This window comes from Dyadobacter sp. (assembly GCF_039919315.1).
In the GTDB taxonomy this organism is placed as follows: domain Bacteria; phylum Bacteroidota; class Bacteroidia; order Cytophagales; family Spirosomataceae; genus Dyadobacter.
In genome coordinates this window covers 47971-69152 of sequence record NZ_JBDSFX010000050.1, presented here as the reverse complement: position 1 = coordinate 69152, position 21182 = coordinate 47971, and the positions used below count along the sequence as shown (strand labels likewise).

The window sequence follows — 21182 nt, the reverse complement described above, 5'->3', positions numbered from 1 at the left end:
CTTAGCAGTGCACATGCACACTGCTAAGTCCTTCGACTGCGCTCAGGATGACAAGGTAACTTCATCAAATCACTTTCAGCTCCGGATCATAAAACCCTCTCCAAACCGAAACCGCTTCGTCCACTGTCTCAGGCGGTGATTCAAGATAAGCTTTGATCTTTTGGAGATTATCGGATTGTGCATCTTTCGCTGCATACTTCACCAGATTCACGAGCAGCTTATCAATTTCAGTCGTATCATTCTGCCAGTTTTTGGTGTATTTGGCAAACCAGTCTTCACTCAGAAAAACGTATCCCGAGTACCGATAAACATCCGAAAACCCGTAAGCATCAATCACAATAGGCTCAGTAGGCCATTCCGCATCTAGTTCCGTGTCATGGAACCGCTCCCTGCCATGTCCTAGCAGGGCTATAAATCTGTATGTTTTTACCATTACTTCAATAATTCTACTAATTCTATTCTGTCTTCCAAGTTAAAAATATAATGATTATTTACTGGGTCGGTAATCATTATTTTCTTTCTAGTAAGACAACTAACATGTTCAGTTTTTGGCAAAAATTGAACATGTATTGTAAATGTGTCCAGAAAATGGACATATATTTGGAACATGTTCAACTTTTCCTAAAAACTGGACATGTATAGCAAACCTGTCCAGAAAATGGACATATATTTGGAACATGTTCAATTATCATTCAAAAATGAACAGGTTCCTTGGAAATGTACGATCGTAATCAGCCCCATAACGCATTGCCTATGCTTCCTCCCGGTGATGTGGAGGATGATCCGCAGATTTTAAAAAAACTTGTACTGGCTTCCAGGGCATTGGCGGCAGTAAACGCAACTATCCAACGCATACCCAATCCGTTAATGCTCATTAACACCATTGCATTGCAGGAAGCCAGGACTTCAACGGAAATTGAAAACATTTTCACAACAGAAGATGAGCTATATAAAGCTGTTTCAGACACAGCAAAAGAAGATAGGACTAATATAGCTACAAAGGAGGTTTTGAGGTATCGGGAAGCATTATGGGCCGGGTATCAACATTTAACCGAAAAAGGAGAAATAGATATCGGCTTGATTATCCGTGTTTTTCAGCAAATTAAAAACACGACATCTGAACTACGTCCGCCGCAAGCCGTCGTGGTGATTAAGAGGGGCGAAAGCGAATTCCGGGCAGGCGAAACAATATATACCCCTCCAAGAGGTAAAGACATTATTGAAAGTCTCATGAAAAATTTAACAGAGTACCTTAATGACGATATAAAGTATCCAACCGACCCCTTGCTAAAAATGTGTATCGCGCATTATCAATTTGAGGCAATACACCCATTCCAGGACGGAAACGGGAGAACCGGACGGGTACTGAACTTGCTCTATCTGGTCAATAAAAATTTATTGTCGCAGCCCGCATTGTACCTCTCACAGCACATCATCAAGCATAAAGAAGATTACTATACTAACCTGGCCGCAGTAACCCAACGAGGCGCCTGGAAGGATTGGATCATCTATATGCTTGACGCAGTTGAAAAGACAGCATTGTACACAAGTGCGCTGATTAATGATATTCTAAATCAGATGGCGGAAACATTTACACACGGCAAAAACCATATCAAATGGTACAACAAAGAACTAAATGAGACGCTTTACAGCCAGCCCTACATCAAGCCAAAAACCATTGGTGATGTAATTGGCAAAACATCTCGTACGACTGTTATCAAGTATATGGATGAACTCGTGAAGGCTAAAATTTTGGTTCAAAAACGCGATGGTAAAGAAATTTACTACCTGAATGAGGATCTAATCAGAATCCTGGAACGTTGACCTATCGCTACAATAAAGAATAAGATGATCAAAATCTCAACACTTCCTTTAATCCAGAACCCGGGGCAGTTTTATGCTTCGCAGCAAGTCCTGCTGGTGGACGTGCTATACGTGGGTGACACGCCCAGAAATATGCGTGAGTACATAAAAAATACGCACGGAGGTTTTATTTACGACAAGAAAACCTACATTCCGATCACGTTGACCGGAACACCGGAAAGTATGCTGGCCAATGCCGGGAAACCTATCTTATTCAAATTTGATAAAGGTTTTGAAAATCATTATCACTTCGATGGCAACCTGAATGCCGCAATCTGGCACAAGCGATTGTATGATCTCTCCGCCCATATCGATCCATCGACCATTCAATTTGAGCGTGAAGAAGATTTTATTACTAACAGATATTTGAGAGATCTCAAAGAGTTTGACGAGCCAAAAATCCCAACCAAGCTGTTGGACCTGCCAGTGCAAAATCCATCATCCATTAGTTTACAAGCCATCAAAGGACTAAAACCGGTCCGCAAGTAATGTCGAAGCTTTATAGCATCCTCCGACTAAAATGTCCGCGGTGCAGGAAGGGAAATCTATTTTCGAAACCCAATCCTTACAGTTTCAAAGGCAGCCTCCATATGCCCGACAGCTGTCCCGTCTGCGGTCAGGATTTCAAAATTGAACCCGGTTTTTACATTGGCGCACTTTGGACCAGCTTTCCGATCGTCATTATCATCATGACATTGCTATCAGTTTTGCTGCTGGTCTATTTCAAAATGGAGCTGAACCTGTTTTTCGTAGCGCTTACCATCATTTTATTTCTCCTACAACCGATAATCATCCGGTACGGCAGGGCTATTTGGATACATGTCTTTGTCGATTATGATAGCAATGCGGAGATTAAGTAGCTTATTCTCCGCAGAATGGTTTCTTTCATGTCTGCATGAATCTTTAAGCACAACGGATGAGACGCTCAACATTGTTCTACGCCGTGTCGAGTTCTGGGACAAACATGTTACCACGCCGCTGAACGAAAGGCAACCTTTGATGGTCAATAAAATGCAGGAAGACTTCTTTGGTAAATTAACCTCATCCAAATGGGCCAAAATCACCAAATCTTCTCAGGATACTGCGGGCAGAGACATTCAGGATCTGGTAGCATAAGGAATATTGACAAAAGATGAAGCTGGTGGGAGAAGTACTGCCTACGATTTGCTCTGGTAAACCATACTACTTCCCTTCAACTCAAAAATCAATCCTCGAAATAGCCTTTCCCCAATATTTCCCTAAAACTGCGACGCCTTCTTCGTTGGGATGCAGGTAAAATGTCCCCTGTTGTCCTTTTTCGGGTTTGAATAATTGCTCGCTGTGTTTTTTGAAGTATTTAAATGCCTTGGTGTCACCTTTGAAAACCCGGCCAGGGTCAGAATTTTGATACTCGGAGATCATTCCATCAATTTCGGGAATGTAGGTTTTCAACCTTTCCAGGCCTTCCTTTAAATATTTTGACCGGTTGTAGGTATTCTCACTGTACCAGATCGGGTGATGCACTACTACTTTGCTCCCAGGATATTTGCTGAGCAGTTCTGATATGATCGTGTGCATGTTTTTTCGATAATTCTCCTTGGAGACCGGGGCGCCATTTGGCCCTTCAATCGCGCTGTCATTGGTACCCAGCTTCATCGAAAAAACCAATTGATGGTCTTTTTTGGCAAACAGACTATCCGCTGCTTTCGTGGCCAGCTCTGCATACGTCCCGCTACCCGGCAGCCAGTCCAATGTAGTAGACCCGCTTTTTCCTACATTAATAAATAATAGATCCTCAATCCCCTTCTGTTCTTTGAGATAATTGACGGCATGCGTTGGCGGAGGAAGACCATTGTCGCCACCCTTGCCTTGTGTGATGCTGTTGCCGATAAAGACGATGGAAAGTTTGGTTTGGGCTTCTGATTGGAAGGTTAGGAGTAGGAAAAACAGGAAGGAGATGATCTGATTGAGGTTCATTTAGTATTCGAATTTTAAATGGAGTAAAAAGTCAAGAGACTTCATTGGTTGACAAGCACCTTTCGTTTAATATTTACTTTTCACCGCTCCCATCCAGCCATCATCCGTTCACAATCCGTCGTAGGCAACCAGGTATTAATCCTCATCAACTCCTGCAATTTGTTGATCGCCATTTCAGAAGTGATAAGCCCCTTGCTCACCAATTGCTCAAATACCCATAAGACCCCATGCGCCTCAAATCCTTGTCTCACGGCCTCTTTTTTTAAACGGTTGTCACCCGTCAATATCATGCAAATCTGTCCCTTGCTTTCAAGTTCTCTTGCATAATAGTAAACGGACAGATCTTCCATGGAAAGCTTTCGCGATTGAATGCTAATTTCTGATAGTTGATCTATTTCATGTCTTGTCAAATCTCTCACAATCAATGTTTTACTCTTAATAAATTTAGAGATTGCCAAATACTGATCTTCCTCCAATTCGCTCAATACTAATTGAGTCGTATGAAACCGAAGTGGCAATCCAAAAAAAACTTCTACCAGCCCAATCTCACATAAATCAATAAACACATTGGCATCATTTATTGCAATTTCGATCATTTCAGTGTGTGTACCTTCAATCATCACTAGGAAAGTGTTCCTTCCCCGATACCCGCCAACGTCCGCCGGAATTCAGTCAGAGATTGATTATTTAAACTTGCTGCTTTACTCAATGATATTACCTCTTCGGCTGCGGCACGATAAAGAAGTTGAGAGAACCTCCTTGCTTTTTCTTCTCCCGGATACTGCCCGGGTTCCTTTTTACGGTACCCTGCCTTAGTCATCCAAATTATGAATCCCCTGTAAACGGAATCAGCAATAACATTTAGAATTTTTAAACGTGCCAAAATCGCCTGAATAGAAACTCCATAGTAAGCCTTGGCCTGCATTAATTCCGCCAATGAGATTTTTTTACGTTTCTCTGAAAAGGTGGCGACAACACTTTTAGCAGGAAAAAGCAAAGCACCTGCAAAATGGTGACAGTATTTTTCTTCATCTAAATCATCTGTCCCAAATCTTAAAACAATGTGTGCAAGTTCGTGAAGCGCAGTGAAACGTCGCCGTACAACATTGTCATTCTCATTGACAACAATAATGGGCGTATTATTAACATATGCACAAAGCCCCTGAAAGCTCTCCGATGCCGAAATTTCGAGCACTTTTATCCCTCGTTCTTCCAGCATTTCCATTACACCTGGAATGGGATCTGTTCCTAGTTGCCATTTCTCACGGATCAATTCAGCAGCTCTTTCAATGTCCTCGGGAGAGTTAATTTGAAAATCAATAATGGGATTTGCGAAAGTCATTGAAGAATCCAACAGTTCTTCTATCTCAAAATACCTTTCTAAAACATCCCTAGCCTTCTCATGAATTGCTACTTCATCTGTTTTACTCAATTTTACGCGTTTCCGATATTCAACGTTCTCTAAAAGAAGATTTGTCTCACGGTAGAAATATTCCAAACGCACATTAAGTACTTTGGCTAAGGCGAGGAGTGTACCAGCCTCGGGATTAGATTTGTCTTGCTCAAACTGATGAATAGCTTGCCTGCTGATAGGCATGCCGAAACGCTCCATCTTATCAGCAAGCTCTTGCAGAGAAAGCCCCGACATTCGACGGGCGGAATATATGCGATCGGCCAACGCAGTTTGCATTTGAATAAATAGATTTTACTTGACAAAAGTATATCAAAATAAATAAAATGTCAAGTAGCCAGACCACTGAGAAAACCGCTGCTCTATCCGAATAAGCAGATTCAGCAAGCCGTCTGACAGTTGCCCGCAGGTGATTAGGGAGTAAAGTTTGATAATAGGTAAGTGACTAATGTGCTAACTTGCATTCCCCAGCGCAATATCGATATGTGCCAAATGGTGCTTCACATGCCAAACCGACATCGCCAGTGCCTGCTTCTGGGTAAGCCGCATTTTCCTGACTGCATGGTAATAGCTCACATCCAGCTGCTCCTCGGTGAGACTTTTTGCAAAGAATGCGTAGCGATGATGCACGCCTTCCAGGATCATTAACGAATCTGAAATGGGGGCATTCAAGGAATCGGTTGTTCCTGCCCAAGCATTCATATCAATGAGGGTTGACTCATTATAATCCGGTTCAGTCACCGCTTTTTTGAGCCGCAAGTAATGCACAAACTGCAAATCGGCGACGTGATGGATGAGCTGGCGGATATTCCAGCTTCCTTCACGGTAGGTTTTTAATAGATCTTCTTCAGAAAGATTTTCAACCCGCGCCTTGTACTCCGCAGGAATCGTCGCGATGACATGGATCAGCTCCTCAATTTCCTGTTTTGTATAGTCTTCTTGCAAAACAAAGAGCCCGATCGGGTATTTGGGATCTATCATGGCCTATGCGCTTTTCGTTCTTTTAATTTCTGCAAAAACAGCCCCGGCGATGAGTAATACCAATAATATTGAGCTCACCAGGTCGATCTTACTTCCAGCCGTAATGGATACCGGCTCAAAACGGAACTTGATCGTATGCTTGCCTGCAGGAACACGCAACGCACGCAATATATAATCCGCACGCAGCATATCGGCAGGCTTGTCGTCGATCGTTACCTTCCATTCGTCGCGAACATTATAGTAGATTTCAGAGAAAACGGCCAGTCCTTCTGCATTCGAATTACTTTCGTAAATCACTTCATTAGGCTTGTAGCTGATCAGACTGATTTTGGCAGTGGAATCGGGCTGGATTTTCAGACCATTCAATTTATCTGCAAATTTCTGATCCAACACTGCTTCCTCACGTGGTTTAAGAGAATCCAGCGCAGTCATTTCAGCATCCGCATTCGGTACGATTTTGAAACTATTCACAAACCAGGCGTGACCGTACGCTTCCGGATTAGGTTGAGCCACCTTATTTCCCTGTTGATCAGGTATCAGAATGTACTTGGTGTTCAACATATTGATAATCCGCGTATTAGGCTTCTGTGTAGCGATCTGGCGCTCAAACAACTCCTGATATCGACGCAATTTCGCACCATGGTACCCGCCCAGCGATTTGTGAAAATAGGAAGCATCGGCGCTGTTGAATGGACCCTGGCGTGAACTCAGGTCATATACCCGGTAGTCGGGATCGGTGTCGCGTAATATTTGCTCGTCGGCAGGAGACGGCGTAGATACACCCTGCGCAGCATAATTACTTAAAAAGTCTTCATTATTCAGATACCTTTTGTCTATTCCAAAAAGGTCAAAAATGATCAGTATCAGCATTACACCGTAAAAAAGAACGGGTTTGACTTTGTCTTTCATTGTAAACCAAACTACTCCCGCAGCAAGCAGCACGAAAATCAAACTTCTGATCGCGTCACTCTTCATAAGGCCCGCACGATCCTGGATAACGGAATTCATAATCTCCTGTGCAAATGCCTTGTCCCGCGTCATCTGTTCAAACTGGCCAACATACTGCGCGTCGCTCACTGCCTGAAAGCTAAAAAACACGCCCGGCATCAGCGCCAGAATCAGCGTTACACCAGCCGTTATGCCTAATGTGATGAGAAATGACTTTTGAAATTTGTTCTGATCAATTTTCCTTTCAACAATGGTCACCAGCGCCAGTACCGCCACCAAAACCATCAGTAATTGGGCCAACGAAATCACCATCGTCATCGCCCTAAACTTGTTGAACATCGGGAAATAGTCGAAAAACAGGTAATTAATCCCCGAGAAGGTCTTACCCAACGCCCAGACAATGTAAAGGAGAATCACTCCGGCAGCCCAATATTTAATAGGGTTTTTGACAATAAAAAGCCCCAGAATGAAGAGAAAAAATACAATGATACCGATGTAGTTGGGCCCGCCCATAATAGGCTGATCGCCCCAGTAAAGTGGTAATTGCTGGATTATATTGAGTGCTGACGCGGGATCCGCGCCTCTCCCAACCAATGTTTTGTAGGTTTCGGAAGTGTTGGAAAGTGGGCCGTAAGAAGTGCCTCCGTAAGCATTGGGGATTACGAGGGTAAGCAACTCTCCTAACCCATAACTATATGTAAAAGCATATTCTTTGCCCAGTCCATCGCCAGTGGCAGCACCCGGAGCTGTTTGCAGAGGGGTCAGCTCAGATTTGCCGCGGATCGTTTCCTTGGTATAGTCATAAGCGTTCCAAAGTCGGGTAGTATGCGTGCCCACAGCTACTGCGCCTGCGAAAGCAAGCCCGGCCAAAACCAGGGCGAGATCCTTGGCTCTGCCTTTTTTAATGTAGGAAACACTCTCAATGATCACCAGGATAATAATGCCTATCCCGAGGTAGTAGGTGATCTGGACGTGGTTGGCGTAAAGTTCGAGCGAGAGGAACAGGCCGGTTAAAGCCGCGCCAGCGAGCCAGTTTTTCCTGAATGCGAGGATCACACCGGCCAATACGCCCGGCGCGTACATGATCGCGATCACCTGCGAAACGTGCCCTGCTTCCAGATTAATGACATTAAATGCTGAAAAAGCGAACGCCACCGCTCCTATCGCCGCGAGCCAGCCGCCAGCGCCTAACACGAGAAAAAGAATGTAGGCACTGACCATTCCGATCAGGAAATAGTTGGCCGGTGCCGGTAAAATCTTGTTGATACCCTGGCCTAGTTTCGTGGAAACACTTGTAGGATAATCCGCAGCGACCAGGTAGGCCGGCATTCCGGCGAACATTCCGTTGGTCCAAGCAGACCATTCCCCGGTTTGCTTTTTGTAATCCAGCACTTCCCGGGCAGCACCTTTGGCGTATACATCATCCTGTGCGATGAGCTTTTTGCCCTGTAAAACGGGCGAGACATAGGCAACTGACAGAATCATAAAACCAATTACAGCTACCAGATGCGGCCAGATTCGTTGCCAGGAAAACAGATTTTTCATTTTAATAATATTGGGCTTTGGGTTTGTTTTATCTCGCGAAGACAAGATTGATGCAAATCACCGCAAATATGACTTTTCAAACACTAAAAGTTTCGGTGAATGCGTGTTAATCAATATTAAATTTTTATTAACCGGCGCAAATATATAAGTATTGATATATGTTTGAGGTGTAAAATTTGAATCTTCTTCGTGCATTTTTTTAACAGAATTCAGAATTAGGTCATATATTTTAAGAAAATACCCGATAAATTTGCGGAAATTGTGCCTTTAAGGTTTATTGGAACTGTACAGAGATAGAATAGAAGTAACCCGAAATTAAATGAAAAGAATTGGAGTATTTACCTCAGGAGGAGATGCCCCTGGTATGAACGCCTGCATCAGGGCGGTAGTGCGCGGAGCTGTCTACCATGGTATTGAAGTATTTGGTATTAGACGAGGATATAGCGGAATGATTGCCGGAGATGTCTACAAGATGGAGTCCCATTCGGTAAGCAATATAGTTCAAAGAGGAGGAACCATCCTCAAATCGGCGCGGAGTAAAGAGTTCATGACTCCCGAAGGAAGAAAGAAAGCATACGACAATCTGGTAGAACTGGGTATCGAAGGACTGGTTGCCATTGGAGGTAATGGTACTTTTACCGGAGCCATGATTTTTGGCAATGAGTATGGCATACCAACCGTTGGTGCGCCAGGGACCATTGACAACGATTTGTACGGAACCGACTATACTATTGGTTTTGATACTGCCGTAAACACTGCGCTTGACGCGATCGACCGTATTCGTGATACTGCCAGCTCCCACGACAGGATCTTCTTTATTGAAGTAATGGGCCGTGACTCAGGCTATATAGCAGTACAATCAGGTATTGCAGGTGGTGCTGAGCTTGTAATGGTACCGGAAGTCCTTACACCGATTTCGGAAGTGGTTGAGACATTGAAACAAGGTTGGAGCCGTTCCAAATCGTCTTCTATTATTATTGTCGCAGAAGGTGACGAAGAAGGCAGCGCGCAGGAAGTAGCTGACAAAATCAGGGTACAGGTTCACGAAGACGCGGATATCCGTGTGACTACGCTAGGACACACCCAACGCGGAGGCCCGCCGTCTGCATATGACCGTATTCTCGCAAGCCGCCTGGGATTGGGTGCGCTGGAAGGATTACTTGGCGGACAAAAAAATGTAATGGCAGGGATTATCAACAACGACCTGGTTTACACCCCGTTCGAAGATACCATTCGCTTACCAAAGCCAATCAATGAAGATTTGCTTAGAATGGTGAAAATCCTCAGCGTATAACCCTGGTACGGTTAGCAGTAACCGACCATTTTATACACGACATAACCAATCCATTCGTGCCAAAGTACGCTGAAATAAGCAATGGCATCAGGATCGGGGATAATGGCATCTCTGAAACTCATGCGGTTATACCCCCCATAAAAGTCGGCCGGGAAAATAGTTGTTTGGATACCTGCTTTTTCAAAACACCCGGCTGACCGGCGCATATGGAATGCAGAAGTGATCAGTATATATTTCCCGGAAGGGAATTTCTGTTTTAATATCTTGGCAGAAAAAACTGCATTCTCTCTCGTGTTTCGTGCTTTTTCTTCAAAAATAATATCATGGGCCGGCACGCCCCAGCTTACCAGCAGTTCGGCCGCACGTCGTGTCTCTCCTTTTTTCATTGCGACGAGCTCATTGGCACTGGTACCTGTAATTAATATCTTTTTGATCTTGCCGGTATGGTATAGCAAGTAGGTCTGCAATACCCGGTCACCGCTACGCCCGAGAGACACGTGGTCTTCATCCCGCTGTTGTGAATTTATAAGCCCGCCGGAAAGCAAGATCCCCACGTCATATTGTGCTTTGATATCTCCTAAATTGACCGCCTGCGGCTCCCATTGGTTAAAAGACCACATCACGAGCGGTAAATTGGAAAACAGCAAAAGCAATATGAATATGCAGCCTATGACCCTTTTTCTTGTTTTTTCGCTCCTTACAACGTAGCCATAAAACAAGAGCATGAGGATAATGCTCGTGGGCATGGCCAGAAAATCGATGGCTTTGGACAGAAAATAAAACATTTGAATAAGAACCTGGGTGTTGTGATCGTTTTGGAGTTAATTTTGTTACTCCTGAAAACGTTGAAATAATCAAATAAACTGTTCATAAACAAACGGCCATTACCCTGATGAAAGATTATACCCGCACATTGTTTTTTGCATTTCTGCTCACCACGGCACTTTATACCACAGGATCCGCCCAGGGCTACCGCATCGAAGCGACCATTAAAGGCATTAAGGACTCATCGCTGATCATCGGCCACTATAATCGCAGCCATAATCAGTTTGTGCCCAAAGATACCGCCAAGGCAGATGCTAGTGGAAAAATGGTGTTTGAAGGTACAACAACTCTTCCCGGCGGACTGTATGTGATTCTTTTTCCGGGTAACAATCGCTGGCTCGAACTCGTGTATTCAGGAAAAGAGACCAATTTCTCTGTTGAAACGGATACGGCTGATGTGATTGGACAAATGAAAGTGACGGGTTCGAAGGAAAATGAGATTTTTTACACTTACCAAAAAGAGCTAAAATCTGGTTCGATGCAAATTGAGCAGTTAAAAAAAGTAAATAGCCCGGAATCTCAAAGCAAAATAAGGGCAATTCAAGACGGTTTCGCAGCTTATCGGATCAAAACGCTGGCTGATAATGCGCAGAGTTTCACGGTTCAGTTGTTAAAAATGTCGACAGAACCGGAAGTTCCGGCGGCACCTAAACTGGCAAATGGAAAAGCAGATTCTACCTGGATTTTCAATTACTACAAATCACATTACTGGGACACATTCGATTTTGCAGACGGTAGGATCCTCAATACACCATTCCTGGAACCACGGCTCGAACGTTATTTTAAAAACCTGGTCGTGCAGGTACCGGATTCAGTGATCAAAGATGCCGATATGCTTGTTAAAAAGGCTTCTGCGAACAAGGATGTGAAGTCGATGGTGGCTTCCTACATTACGAACCAGTACGAAAACCCTAAAACGGTCGGTACCGAGGCGGTGTGGGTGCATATGGCTAATAAATATTATTTGTCCGGCGAAATGGGCACTTCCGAAGACGTAAAAAAACGTATAGCCGACAAGGTCAATACATTAAAAGACTTGCTCGTTAACAAGACGTTCCCGGCGTTGGCCCTCACCGATCCAGCCGGCAAAAAAGTAAGCGTACAAACAGTTCAGGCCAATTACACCGTCCTGTTCTTTTATGCACCGAGCTGCGGACATTGTAAGGAAGCATCGCCAACATTGAAAGCATTCTACGAAAAGAACAAGGCGAATGGTATTAAGGTCATGGCGATTTCGACTGAGCATAACATGGAAGATTGGAAATCATTCATCACGACTTACCATCTCGAAGACCTTATCAACGGCTCCGACCCGCTTAACCAAATCGATTTCAATAAGAAATTCGATGTGGTGACTACGCCTACCATTTATATTTTGGATAAAAACAAAAAGATCATCGCACGCAAAATGCCTGTGGAGCAGCTGGAAGACTTTTTGAACTACTACCAGAACAAAATGGCCAGGAAGCTGTAATTACAAAAAGGCCACGCAAATCGGCGTCTTTACAGCAATGCTTTCATGCTTGAAAGTAAACTTGCCAGTTGCTGCATCTACCTCGTAAATCACCAGATTGTCGGTAGCCTGATTGGCCACGATCATGAATTTGCCGCTCGGGTCAATGTTGAAATCTCTTGGTGTAGCAATCGATTTGGTCTGCTGATCAACCATCTCAAGTTCTCCGTTTGCAGCAATTTTAAATGCGCTGATGGAGTTATGGCCGCGATTGGAAACATATACGAATTTGCCATTTGGATGCAAATGAATAGCGGAACTGGTATTGGTCGGACCTGAATAATCGGCCGGGATCGTAGGATAAGTTTTAATGGCAGTGATAACTCCTTTTTTGTCGATAGAGCACGAAGTTAATGTTGCTTCCAGTTCATTGAGCAGGAAAAGTGACTTGCCGGAAGGATGAATGATCAGGTGACGTGGGCCTGCGCCAGGTTTGCCGGAGAAAAATGGCTGCGCAGGATTTGGTTTAAGTGCCCCACCTTTGCTATCTGCTACGTAATTCATAATCTTGTCGCTTCCCAGATCCGTCACGAACACATATTTGCCGTCGGGACTTGCGGTGGCGAAATGCGCGTGGGCCTTTTCCTGACGCTTCGCATTAGGCCCGGTTCCTGCATATTGTTCCGTATAACTCGCGGGAGTGACTTTTCCGTCTGGCTGCACATTGTAGGCCGAAAAGCTACCACCACCATAGTTAGCTACATAGGCTGACTTTCCGGAGGGATGAACAGAAACATGGCACGGCCCCGCGCCAGCCGAAGACTCGCTGTTCAGGTATGTCAGTTTTTTGTCTGCACCGATTGCGAATGAGACGATCTTATCGCCGCCGACTGCATATAAATTCTTTTTATTGGGAGAAATCGCCACATAGCCCGGGCCAACGCAATTGTTGAAAGTATCCAATAAAGTAACCTGGCCGGTAGAAAGATTAAGTTCACACAATGAAACAGATGAATTAGCGCCCTTATCCTGCGTTCCGATGTAAAAGGAAATGGTTTTATCCTGAAAAGAAAAGGACATTAAACCGACCAGCAGGACGATTACAGGGACAATCAGCTTTTTCATGTTTTCCATTTTAAGTGAGATACTAATGTGTTGTAAAGCGGCTGGCGATCATTATTTAATGTTATTTTGAAGAATATAAACTGAGCATTACGTCAAAAGCATTGCATAATGGATACAATTAGCTGGCAGGATTTCGAAAAAGTCAATTTAGTTGCAGGAACGATCATCCAGGTCGACGATTTTCCTAAAGCGCGAAACCCGCATTCAAACTCCGCATAGATCTTGGCCCGGAAATAGGTATCAAAGCAAGTTCAGCCCAAATTACCACCCGGTATAAAAAAGAGCAGCTGCTTGGAAAACAAGTGCTATGCATCACCAATTTTCCTCCCAAACAAATCGCAGATTTCAAATCCGAAGTACTTACGACTGGATTTGTATTACCCGATGGAGAAGTTATACTGGCAAGCCCGGACTTTGAAGTACCGAATGGGACTAGGTTGGCGTGAAAGTGAATAAAAGTTCGATTTTACCAGACAACTTACATATAGTCGCTTAACTCGTCCAAAGGATCATTAAAATCATCAGGAAGCGTTATACTTCCCTTCATGATCCCAAATTGGCGCCTGGGCTTTTCCGGCACTTTCTTCTCATCCGGTTTTTCCTCTTCCAAAACCGTAACAATCACCTTCGCATAAGGTGTTGGCAGTGGTTCTTCCAGAATCACCCTTCCGTTTTCGTAAGTTCCTCGCACTGTTGTTAACATCATTTCTTAATGCTGGTTAAATCAAAGTCAAACAATTTTAGTCAATACTTTCACTTGAAAATCAATCCCAAACTCAGGGTAAAACCTTCGATCATAGTCTCTTAAATTAGGCATCCATTCATTTTTCAGATAACCCCTGTTTCGTGAACAAATCAGTTTTCAGACCCCTGTTCTTTCTATTTTTTCTTACTGCGACCACGACGTTTGCTATTGAGACGGAGATTGAGAAAGAAGTAATGCAAACATTGAAAAAAAATATTCTCGCGGAAGCAAGCTGGGCCTTGAACCAGGCGCCGGTAACTGTCACGGCAAGTATTTGCCCAAGAAGCGCGGGAACGAAGCATGATTTTTATTCAGAAGGAGACTACTGGTGGCCCGACTCACTAAATCCGGACGGCCCTTACATCCAGCGCGACGGAATGACCAATCCTGAAAATTTTGTGGCACATCGCCTGGCCATGATCCGGTTCAGTAAGATCGTGGGCGCACTGGCTTCGGCCTATAAACTGACTCACAATAAAAAGTACATCAACCATGCATTCAAACACATCAAAGCCTGGTTTGTAGATTCCGAAACCCGTATGAACCCTTCCCTACTGTTTGCCCAGGCCATTAAGGGAAGAGCAACGGGACGGGGTATTGGCATTATCGATACGATCCATCTCATGGAGGTAGCTCAGGGAATCAAGGTGATGGAAAAAGATAATGCTGTGGATAAAAAGGCACTGGCAAATGTCAAACAGTGGTTTGAAGATTATATCGCCTGGCTCACAACACACCAGTACGGGAAAGACGAAATGGAAGCCAAAAACAACCACGGTACTTGCTGGGCCATGCAGGTTGCTTCTTTTGCATCGCTGACCGGGAACCAGGCTATGATCGATTTTTGTCGAGATAGATATAAAACCGTTTTTCTGCCCAATCAAATGGATACGGACGGAAGTTTTCCATTGGAATTGAAACGGACCAAACCTTACGGCTATTCATTATTCAACCTGGATGCGATGGTGATGCTTTGTCAGATTTTGTCCGATAAGGACAATGATCTTTGGAACTATCAGACCGCAGACGGAAAAGGAATTGAAAAAGCGATTGGGTATCTCTATCCTTTTGTTAAAGATAAGACTAAATGGCCGCTCAAACCCGACGTCATGTACTGGGACAATTGGCCAATCGCGCATCCATTCCTGGTTTTTGGTGCCAATACATTTAACAACGCTGCTTGGCTTAGTACATGGAAGCGCCTGGATCACGACCCAAAAGTGGAGGAAGTAATCAGGAATCTGCCGGTAAGGAACCCAATTATCTGGTTTTGACACTAACATTCAAGACAAAATGCTGCAAACCAAAAACTCTGCAATTCATTTCTGTAATTCTGTAACATTCCGGAGCCTTGCCGTTCCGATATTTGTAGCACATTAAATAATCAGTAACGGACATTGTTCGGAATATCAAAACCATGGAAACTTTAAAATTCAAAACCAATATCAAATGCGGCAGCTGTGTAGCCACCGTTACACCATTTCTAAACAATGCTGATGGTGTTGAAAAGTGGGATGTAAACCTGCTGAGCCCGGAACGAGTACTCGAAGTACAAACCGACCGCTCGCCGGAAGAAATTGCGCAGCTGATTAAAAACGCCGGTTATAATGCCGAAGAAATAGCCTGATAATTAATATCTTTGAACATGAAAAGTAATCTGAACCGATCAATCACCGTCATAATGGCCTTTCTGGTACTGCTGAGCAGCACCGGGTTTGCTTTTGTGGAGCATCAATGCATGATGCGTGGTAAATCGGTTCAGCTTGTTTCTGAAAAAAAAACAGATTCTTGTGAAGCGAAAGTTGTTTCATCCTGCTGCGCTAAAAGCAAGCAACTCAAAGATTCCAAACGTACCTTTCTTAAAAAGACCGATTGCTGCAAGGAAAGCCAGAAATTCGAGAAGCTTGATGTAGTATCATCTGCCAATCAGGCCATTACCAAACTCCTTAAAGTATGGGGTGGAGATTTTCTCTGGACTACCACTTCTTACACTTTTATCCGGGCCGAATGGACTCTTCCTTCACCCGAACCCGCATCCCCCGACATATCCTTTTCCTCCCGGCTTCATGGGAGAAGTATGCTCTCTTTTATCCAGTCATTTTTGATCTGATCATTGATTAACAGTCGATTCAAGTAAATCTCACGCTTTGAATGAGGTTCGCATCACGTCTCTTTTATTCCAATGAATCTATGAAATCATGACAAAATATGTGTTAGGAGGAATTCTGACTCTCATTTCCTTCTCTCTTTTCGCGCAACGTATAACGGGCTCGGTCAATGAACAGGTCGCCAATAGTAAGGATCTGAAACCGATCACCGGCGCCAATGTGTACTGGTCAGGCACTACGCAGGCAGCCGCTACCGACACTGCGGGCAAGTTCAACATTCCCAGATCCGCGCAATCCAACCTACTCATCATCAGTTTCGTAGGTTTCAGAAACGACACTATTAAAATAGGAGCGGAAAGTGAATTGCAGGTGGTATTGCAAAGCGACCAAACGCTCAATGAAGTGGTGGTACGCGGCAATGCTTCCACCATCGACCGGCTTTCCCCGCACCAGACGGAGATCATCACGACCCGCGCCCTGGCCAAAGCTGCATGCTGTAATTTGTCCGAAAGCTTCGAGACCAATGCATCGGTTTCGGTATCATACGCCGACGCGGTGACAGGTTCTAAACAGATCCAGATGCTGGGACTGAACGGTACTTACATTCAGACTAACATTGAAAACATTCCATCATTGCGCGGCCTGGCATCTACATTCGGGCTGAATTTCGTGCCCGGAACGTGGATACAATCCATTGACGTAGGTAAAGGCGCCGGCTCGGTGGTGAATGGCTACGAATCCATGACTGGGCAGATCAATGTAGAACTTCAAAAACCCGATACCCACGAAAAGCTCTATCTGAATACGTATGTCAACAACTTCGGCCGGGCGGAGGTAAACCTGAACCTGGCACATCAGCTCAATGATAAATGGAGTACCGGACTATTGACCCACGGCAGTACATTGAAAAACAGGGTCGATAAAAACGGCGACGGTTTTCTGGATTTGCCACTTTACACCCAATACAATGCCATTAACCGCTGGAAATACCAGAGTACCAAAATGATGGCCCAATTTGGCGTAAAGGCTTTGTATGAAGACCGTTTGGGCGGACAAAAGGATTTCAGACGGGAGATGAAAGGTACTACCGAGGCTTACGGGTTTGGCGCGAAAGTGAACCGTTACGAGTTTTTTTCCAAGATAGCGCGGTTATTTCCCGACAAGCCATACAAAGGACTGGGACTGATCATCAATGCTTCTGTACATGATTCCAAATCGTATTTTGGCTTAAATAATTACGATGGCCGCCAGAAAACTTTATACGGAAACCTGATCTATCAATCGATTATTGGTAATACCAACCACTCTTACAAAACCGGGCTGAGTTACTTGCTCGACAACTATAATGAGCAATACAAGGACATTCATCTGGCCAGAAACGAGTCGGTACCAGGCGCATTTTTTGAATACACTTATAACAATCTGGACAAATTTGTCCTCGTAGCAGGCGGCAGGGTCGATTTTCACAATTTGTACGGAACGCAATGGACGCCGCGGATACACATGAAGTATAACCTGACAAGTCAAACCACATTCCGTGCGTCGGCGGGAAAAGGTTTCAGGGTATCTAATCCGCTTGCCGAATATTATGGAAATCTGGTAAGCTCGCGGGTTGTGCAATTCGGTGAAAGTATTCGTCCCGAAGTTTCGTGGAATTATGGTGCCAGTGTTACCCAAGAATTCAAACTGGGTAACATGGATGGAAACCTGATCGCGGATTTTTACCGTACCAACTTTGAAAACCAGCTGGTCGCCAATTTAGAAGATCCGCGCTACATTCGATTCTCCAACCTGGAAGGAAAGGCTTTCGCCAATAGTTTTCAGATAGAAGCCAACCTCACGCCTGTCAAACGTTTTGACCTGAAACTGGCTTACCGTTTGTTTGATGTAAAACAGACCATCCGCAATGTATACGATGAAAATCTTTTGTCACAAAGAATGATGGTCAGCCGCGACAGAGTCTTGTTCAATGCGGGTTATGCTTTACCGTATGATAAATGGAAGTTTGACGCTACGGTCCAATGGAATGGCAAAAAGAGGATTCCGTACATGGGTCACGTAGCCGAGCATCACGTTCCCGATAACATTACGTCAACCATGTCGCCATCTTTTTACAATCTGAATGCGCAGGTAACGCGTACCTTTCCAAAATGGGACATTTATTTGGGCGGTGAAAACCTGGCTAACTTCCGGCAGAAAGACCCTATTGTAGGCGCTGCTGAACCATTCGGCGATCATTTTGACGCGGGTATGGCCTGGGGGCCAGTAGTAGGCCGAATGATTTATGCAGGAATACGTTATAAGATTATACGATAGAGATTATGAGACTGCATATAAAAAATATGGTTTGCGACCGCTGCAAGCGGGTTGTACGCGACGAACTGGAAGGATTGGGAATTGAACTGACGCTCGTAGAACTCGGTGAGGTCGAGACCGTAGCCGAAGTAGACGCTACCCAATTGAAGGAGGTTAAAGCAGTATTGGAAGCCAACGGTTTTGAATTACTCGATGACCGCAAACTGGCGCTGGTGGAACATATCAGGACATTGGTGATCGAAGAAGTTCAGAATTTAAAGGGCCATAAGCCTGCGCAAATGAATTTCTCTGATTATTTGTCTGAAAAAATAGGGTACGAATACTCCTACCTCAGTAATTTGTTTTCCTCTGAAACGGGCCAGACCATTGAACAATATATCATCGCCCAAAAAGTGGAAAAAGTGAAAGAATGGCTTTCCTACAACGAGCTCACATTAAGCGAAATGGCGTGGCGACTTTCATACAGCAGTACCGCACATTTGAGTAATCAGTTTAAAAAAGTGATGGGTATGACACCCGGCGAGTTCAAAAAGACCAGTTTAAACAGGAAATCACTCGACAAAGTAGGAGCTAATCAAATTTAAGATATCATTCAAAACCTTCGATCGTTATGAACAAAGTCATTTATGCATCCTTAATATTTCTTTTCACAGCCTGTGCGGCGAAAAACGAAAAGACTGAAAAAGTGGCGGATACCGAGGCAAAAGTATCAGCCGCCAAAACCTATGCCTGCCCTATGCAATGTGAGGGCGATAAAACCTACACCGAGGCAGGCAAATGTCCGGTTTGTAAAATGGAATTGGGTGAAGTAGCCATGGCGGAAATCGATTCTACAACACATCATACTGATCATTAACATTATCAAAATTTCAATTATGAAAACGACCATCTTATCCATAGTAACTGCACTGTTTTTGGGGCTAAATTTCGCCTATGCTGACGGGGACAAAGAAATCAAGATCAAAACTTCGGCGATTTGTGAAATGTGCAAAGCGCGCATTGAACGTAATCTGGGGCTCTCCAAAGGTGTCAAAGAATCCAATCTGAACCTGACCGACAAGGTGGTGACTGTGAAATACAATCCTAACAAAACCACTCCCGAGGCCATTAAAGCGACGATCATTAATACAGGCTACGACGCCGATACGCAGATCGCGAACCAGAAAGCACACGACAAGCTGCCAAGCTGCTGCAGGAAAACTGCGGCAGCGCATTAAGTAACCAAACAACTTCGTCATGAAACTCAACAAGCTAAAAATCATATTATTAGCTGGCCTGATGGCGGGTACACTTCCCGCTTTTGCCCAGCACGAACACCACCAGCAACCTGCCCAAGATACCACCCAACATGAAATGCAGGACATGAAAGGAATGGATCACGCATCCCACATGACGCACAGCTTTTCCCTGAGCCTGCCCATGACGCGTAATGGCTCGGGCACAGGCTGGCAACCGGACGCTACGCCTATGTATGCGTACATGAAGCACGGGAACAAGTGGAATTACATGCTGCACGGTAGCATTTACCTGCGTTACACGGCTCAAAATTTCAATAATAGCGACAAAAAAGGATCACTAGCCAAGGTCAGCGCGCCCAACTGGTTGATGGGAATGGCACAGCGGCAAGTTGGCAAAAATGGTCTTTTGAATGTAAGGGCGATGGTTTCACTCGACAGGCTGTTTGACGGAGGCGCAGGCTATCCACTGCTTTTTCAATCCGGAGAAACCTGGAAAGGTGCACCGCTCATCAATCGGCAACATCCGCATGACCTTATTTCGGAATTGTCGGTTGCCTATACCCAGCGGCTTAATGAGAAAATTGATGTGACCGTTTACGCCGGTTATCCCGGTGAGCCTGCGCTCGGCCCAACTGCATTCATGCACAGAATGTCCGCTTTCAACAATCCCGATGCCGTTTTAGGCCACCATTGGCAAGATGCAACCCACATTACTTTCGGGGTAGTGACGGCAGGTGTGCGCTATGGCAAGTTCAAGCTGGAAGCTTCCTCATTCACAGGCCGCGAACCAGATGAAAACCGTTTTGACTTTGACAAACCACGTTTTGACTCGTATAGTTACCGGCTACTTTTCAACCCGTCTGCAAATTGGGCTTTACAAGTAAGCAGGGGATTTATTAATAGTCCCGAACCACTGGAACCAGACGAGGATGTAAAACGCACCACGGCTTCAGTCCAGCATTCCGCGAATTTGAATGGTAAGAATAAATGGATTTCCTCGACGGCTGTCTGGGGACTGAACAATGCCGGAGGTCATCACAAAGAGCATTCATTGTTACTGGAATCCAATGTTCAGCTTGATAAATGGGCTGTTTACGGTCGGTACGAGTGGGTTCAGAAAAGCAGTGCCGAACTGGGATTGGTCTGGTATGATGTAGTCTCGAAAGAACAGTTTCCGGTATCATTGTTTTCCGTAGGCCTCAACCGGCAGGTGGCTTCATTTGGCAAAACACTCTTGCAGGCTGGCGGCCAAATCGGGATATATGCCATTGACAAGGCCCTGGAATCACCCTATGGCAAATCGCCGCTCTCGGGCCAGGTATATCTGCGGCTGACTCCTGCCATGATGAAAATGTAGCCCTCAAACCGCCACTT

At 44.7% G+C, this 21182-nt stretch carries 23 protein-coding genes and 1 pseudogene; 15 read left to right on the top strand and 9 right to left on the bottom strand.

The genetic code is table 11. The features are described from left to right. Positions 1 to 64 precede the first annotated feature (64 nt). On the bottom strand, positions 65 to 433 hold the full coding sequence (locus tag ABIO93_RS13740; RefSeq protein ID WP_348068530.1) for a hypothetical protein: 369 nt from the start codon (positions 431 to 433) through the stop codon (positions 65 to 67). 284 nt (positions 434 to 717) lie between these two features. Here ABIO93_RS13740 and ABIO93_RS13735 point away from each other — a divergent pair, with 284 nt between their 5' ends. From ABIO93_RS13735 to ABIO93_RS13720, 4 genes are read left to right on the top strand one after another with little or no spacing between them, the layout of a single operon-like run. Continuing rightward, positions 718 to 1824, top strand: a complete 1107-nt coding sequence (locus ABIO93_RS13735) for a Fic/DOC family N-terminal domain-containing protein (RefSeq protein WP_348068528.1) — start codon at positions 718 to 720, stop codon at positions 1822 to 1824. Between the two features lie 24 nt (positions 1825 to 1848). Next, positions 1849 to 2352, top strand: a complete 504-nt coding sequence (locus ABIO93_RS13730; RefSeq protein ID WP_348068526.1) for a hypothetical protein — start codon at positions 1849 to 1851, stop codon at positions 2350 to 2352. Beyond that, on the top strand, positions 2352 to 2723 hold the full coding sequence (locus ABIO93_RS13725) for a DUF983 domain-containing protein (RefSeq protein WP_348068524.1): 372 nt from the start codon (positions 2352 to 2354) through the stop codon (positions 2721 to 2723). Before ABIO93_RS13730 ends, ABIO93_RS13725 begins: the two co-directional genes overlap by 1 nt. Then, a complete protein-coding gene (locus ABIO93_RS13720; RefSeq protein WP_348068522.1) occupies positions 2707 to 2979 on the top strand; it encodes a hypothetical protein in 273 nt (90 codons plus the stop codon). The genes ABIO93_RS13725 and ABIO93_RS13720 overlap by 17 nt, the downstream gene beginning before the upstream one ends. An 81-nt stretch (positions 2980 to 3060) precedes the next feature. Here the strand turns inward: ABIO93_RS13720 and ABIO93_RS13715 are convergent, their stop codons facing one another. The 5 genes from ABIO93_RS13715 to ABIO93_RS13695 form a co-directional block, all read right to left on the bottom strand. Then, positions 3061 to 3819 carry a GDSL-type esterase/lipase family protein gene (locus tag ABIO93_RS13715; RefSeq protein ID WP_348068520.1) on the bottom strand — a complete coding sequence of 253 codons (759 nt, stop codon included), beginning with the start codon at positions 3817 to 3819 and terminating at the stop codon, positions 3061 to 3063. Between the two features lie 80 nt (positions 3820 to 3899). Beyond that, on the bottom strand, positions 3900 to 4439 hold the full coding sequence (locus ABIO93_RS13710) for a hypothetical protein (protein WP_348068518.1): 540 nt from the start codon (positions 4437 to 4439) through the stop codon (positions 3900 to 3902). Positions 4440 to 4441: 2 nt separating this feature from the next. Next, positions 4442 to 5509, bottom strand: coding sequence for an XRE family transcriptional regulator (locus tag ABIO93_RS13705; RefSeq protein ID WP_348068516.1), 1068 nt, complete (start codon positions 5507 to 5509; stop codon positions 4442 to 4444). Between the two features lie 174 nt (positions 5510 to 5683). Beyond that, positions 5684 to 6211, bottom strand: a complete 528-nt coding sequence (locus tag ABIO93_RS13700; protein WP_348068514.1) for a YfiT family bacillithiol transferase — start codon at positions 6209 to 6211, stop codon at positions 5684 to 5686. A 3-nt stretch (positions 6212 to 6214) separates the two neighbouring features. Further along, positions 6215 to 8704 carry a hypothetical protein gene (locus tag ABIO93_RS13695; protein WP_348068512.1) on the bottom strand — a complete coding sequence of 830 codons (2490 nt, stop codon included), beginning with the start codon at positions 8702 to 8704 and terminating at the stop codon, positions 6215 to 6217. A 319-nt stretch (positions 8705 to 9023) separates the two neighbouring features. Here ABIO93_RS13695 and pfkA point away from each other — a divergent pair, with 319 nt between their 5' ends. Then, positions 9024 to 9998, top strand: coding sequence for a 6-phosphofructokinase (pfkA, locus tag ABIO93_RS13690; RefSeq protein WP_348068510.1), 975 nt, complete (start codon positions 9024 to 9026; stop codon positions 9996 to 9998). Positions 9999 to 10009: 11 nt separating this feature from the next. Here pfkA and ABIO93_RS13685 read toward each other — a convergent pair whose 3' ends face one another. Then, positions 10010 to 10783 (bottom strand): YdcF family protein, encoded by a 774-nt coding sequence (locus ABIO93_RS13685; RefSeq protein ID WP_348068508.1) that lies wholly within the window; start codon positions 10781 to 10783, stop codon positions 10010 to 10012. 107 nt (positions 10784 to 10890) lie between these two features. Here ABIO93_RS13685 and ABIO93_RS13680 point away from each other — a divergent pair, with 107 nt between their 5' ends. Beyond that, a complete protein-coding gene (locus ABIO93_RS13680) occupies positions 10891 to 12297 on the top strand; it encodes a thioredoxin-like domain-containing protein (protein ID WP_348068506.1) in 1407 nt (468 codons plus the stop codon). Here the strand turns inward: ABIO93_RS13680 and ABIO93_RS13675 are convergent, their stop codons facing one another. Continuing rightward, positions 12298 to 13401: a lactonase family protein gene (locus tag ABIO93_RS13675; RefSeq protein ID WP_348068504.1), complete on the bottom strand. Its 1104-nt coding sequence runs from the start codon at positions 13399 to 13401 to the stop codon at positions 12298 to 12300. A gap of 108 nt (positions 13402 to 13509) precedes the next feature. On the opposite strand from ABIO93_RS13675, the pseudogene ABIO93_RS13670 reads away from it, so the two are divergent. Then, a pseudogene (locus ABIO93_RS13670) lies at positions 13510 to 13847 on the top strand (tRNA-binding protein). Between the two features lie 32 nt (positions 13848 to 13879). Here ABIO93_RS13670 and ABIO93_RS13665 read toward each other — a convergent pair. Next, complete coding sequence (locus ABIO93_RS13665; protein ID WP_348068502.1) at positions 13880 to 14107, bottom strand: DUF2281 domain-containing protein; 228 nt, start codon at positions 14105 to 14107, stop codon at positions 13880 to 13882. A 140-nt stretch (positions 14108 to 14247) separates the two neighbouring features. On the opposite strand from ABIO93_RS13665, the gene ABIO93_RS13660 reads away from it, so the two are divergent. The 8 genes from ABIO93_RS13660 to ABIO93_RS13625 all read left to right on the top strand — a co-directional run bounded on the left by ABIO93_RS13660 (position 14248) and on the right by ABIO93_RS13625 (position 21165). Next, positions 14248 to 15420: an alginate lyase family protein gene (locus tag ABIO93_RS13660; protein WP_348068500.1), complete on the top strand. Its 1173-nt coding sequence runs from the start codon at positions 14248 to 14250 to the stop codon at positions 15418 to 15420. A 143-nt stretch (positions 15421 to 15563) separates the two neighbouring features. Then, on the top strand, positions 15564 to 15773 hold the full coding sequence (locus tag ABIO93_RS13655; RefSeq protein ID WP_348068498.1) for a heavy-metal-associated domain-containing protein: 210 nt from the start codon (positions 15564 to 15566) through the stop codon (positions 15771 to 15773). A gap of 18 nt (positions 15774 to 15791) precedes the next feature. After that, the gene (locus tag ABIO93_RS13650; protein WP_348068496.1) at positions 15792 to 16256 is read left to right on the top strand and encodes a hypothetical protein; all 465 of its coding nucleotides are present in this window, start codon (positions 15792 to 15794) and stop codon (positions 16254 to 16256) included. 88 nt (positions 16257 to 16344) lie between these two features. Further along, positions 16345 to 18570: a TonB-dependent receptor gene (locus ABIO93_RS13645; protein WP_348068494.1), complete on the top strand. Its 2226-nt coding sequence runs from the start codon at positions 16345 to 16347 to the stop codon at positions 18568 to 18570. Positions 18571 to 18575: 5 nt separating this feature from the next. Next, positions 18576 to 19154, top strand: coding sequence for a helix-turn-helix transcriptional regulator (locus ABIO93_RS13640; protein WP_348068492.1), 579 nt, complete (start codon positions 18576 to 18578; stop codon positions 19152 to 19154). A gap of 26 nt (positions 19155 to 19180) precedes the next feature. Then, positions 19181 to 19426 (top strand): heavy metal-binding domain-containing protein, encoded by a 246-nt coding sequence (locus ABIO93_RS13635; protein ID WP_348068490.1) that lies wholly within the window; start codon positions 19181 to 19183, stop codon positions 19424 to 19426. A 19-nt stretch (positions 19427 to 19445) separates the two neighbouring features. Beyond that, complete coding sequence (locus ABIO93_RS13630; RefSeq protein ID WP_348068488.1) at positions 19446 to 19787, top strand: heavy metal-associated domain-containing protein; 342 nt, start codon at positions 19446 to 19448, stop codon at positions 19785 to 19787. 19 nt (positions 19788 to 19806) lie between these two features. Then, positions 19807 to 21165 carry a hypothetical protein gene (locus tag ABIO93_RS13625; RefSeq protein WP_348068486.1) on the top strand — a complete coding sequence of 453 codons (1359 nt, stop codon included), beginning with the start codon at positions 19807 to 19809 and terminating at the stop codon, positions 21163 to 21165. Positions 21166 to 21182 lie beyond the last annotated feature (17 nt).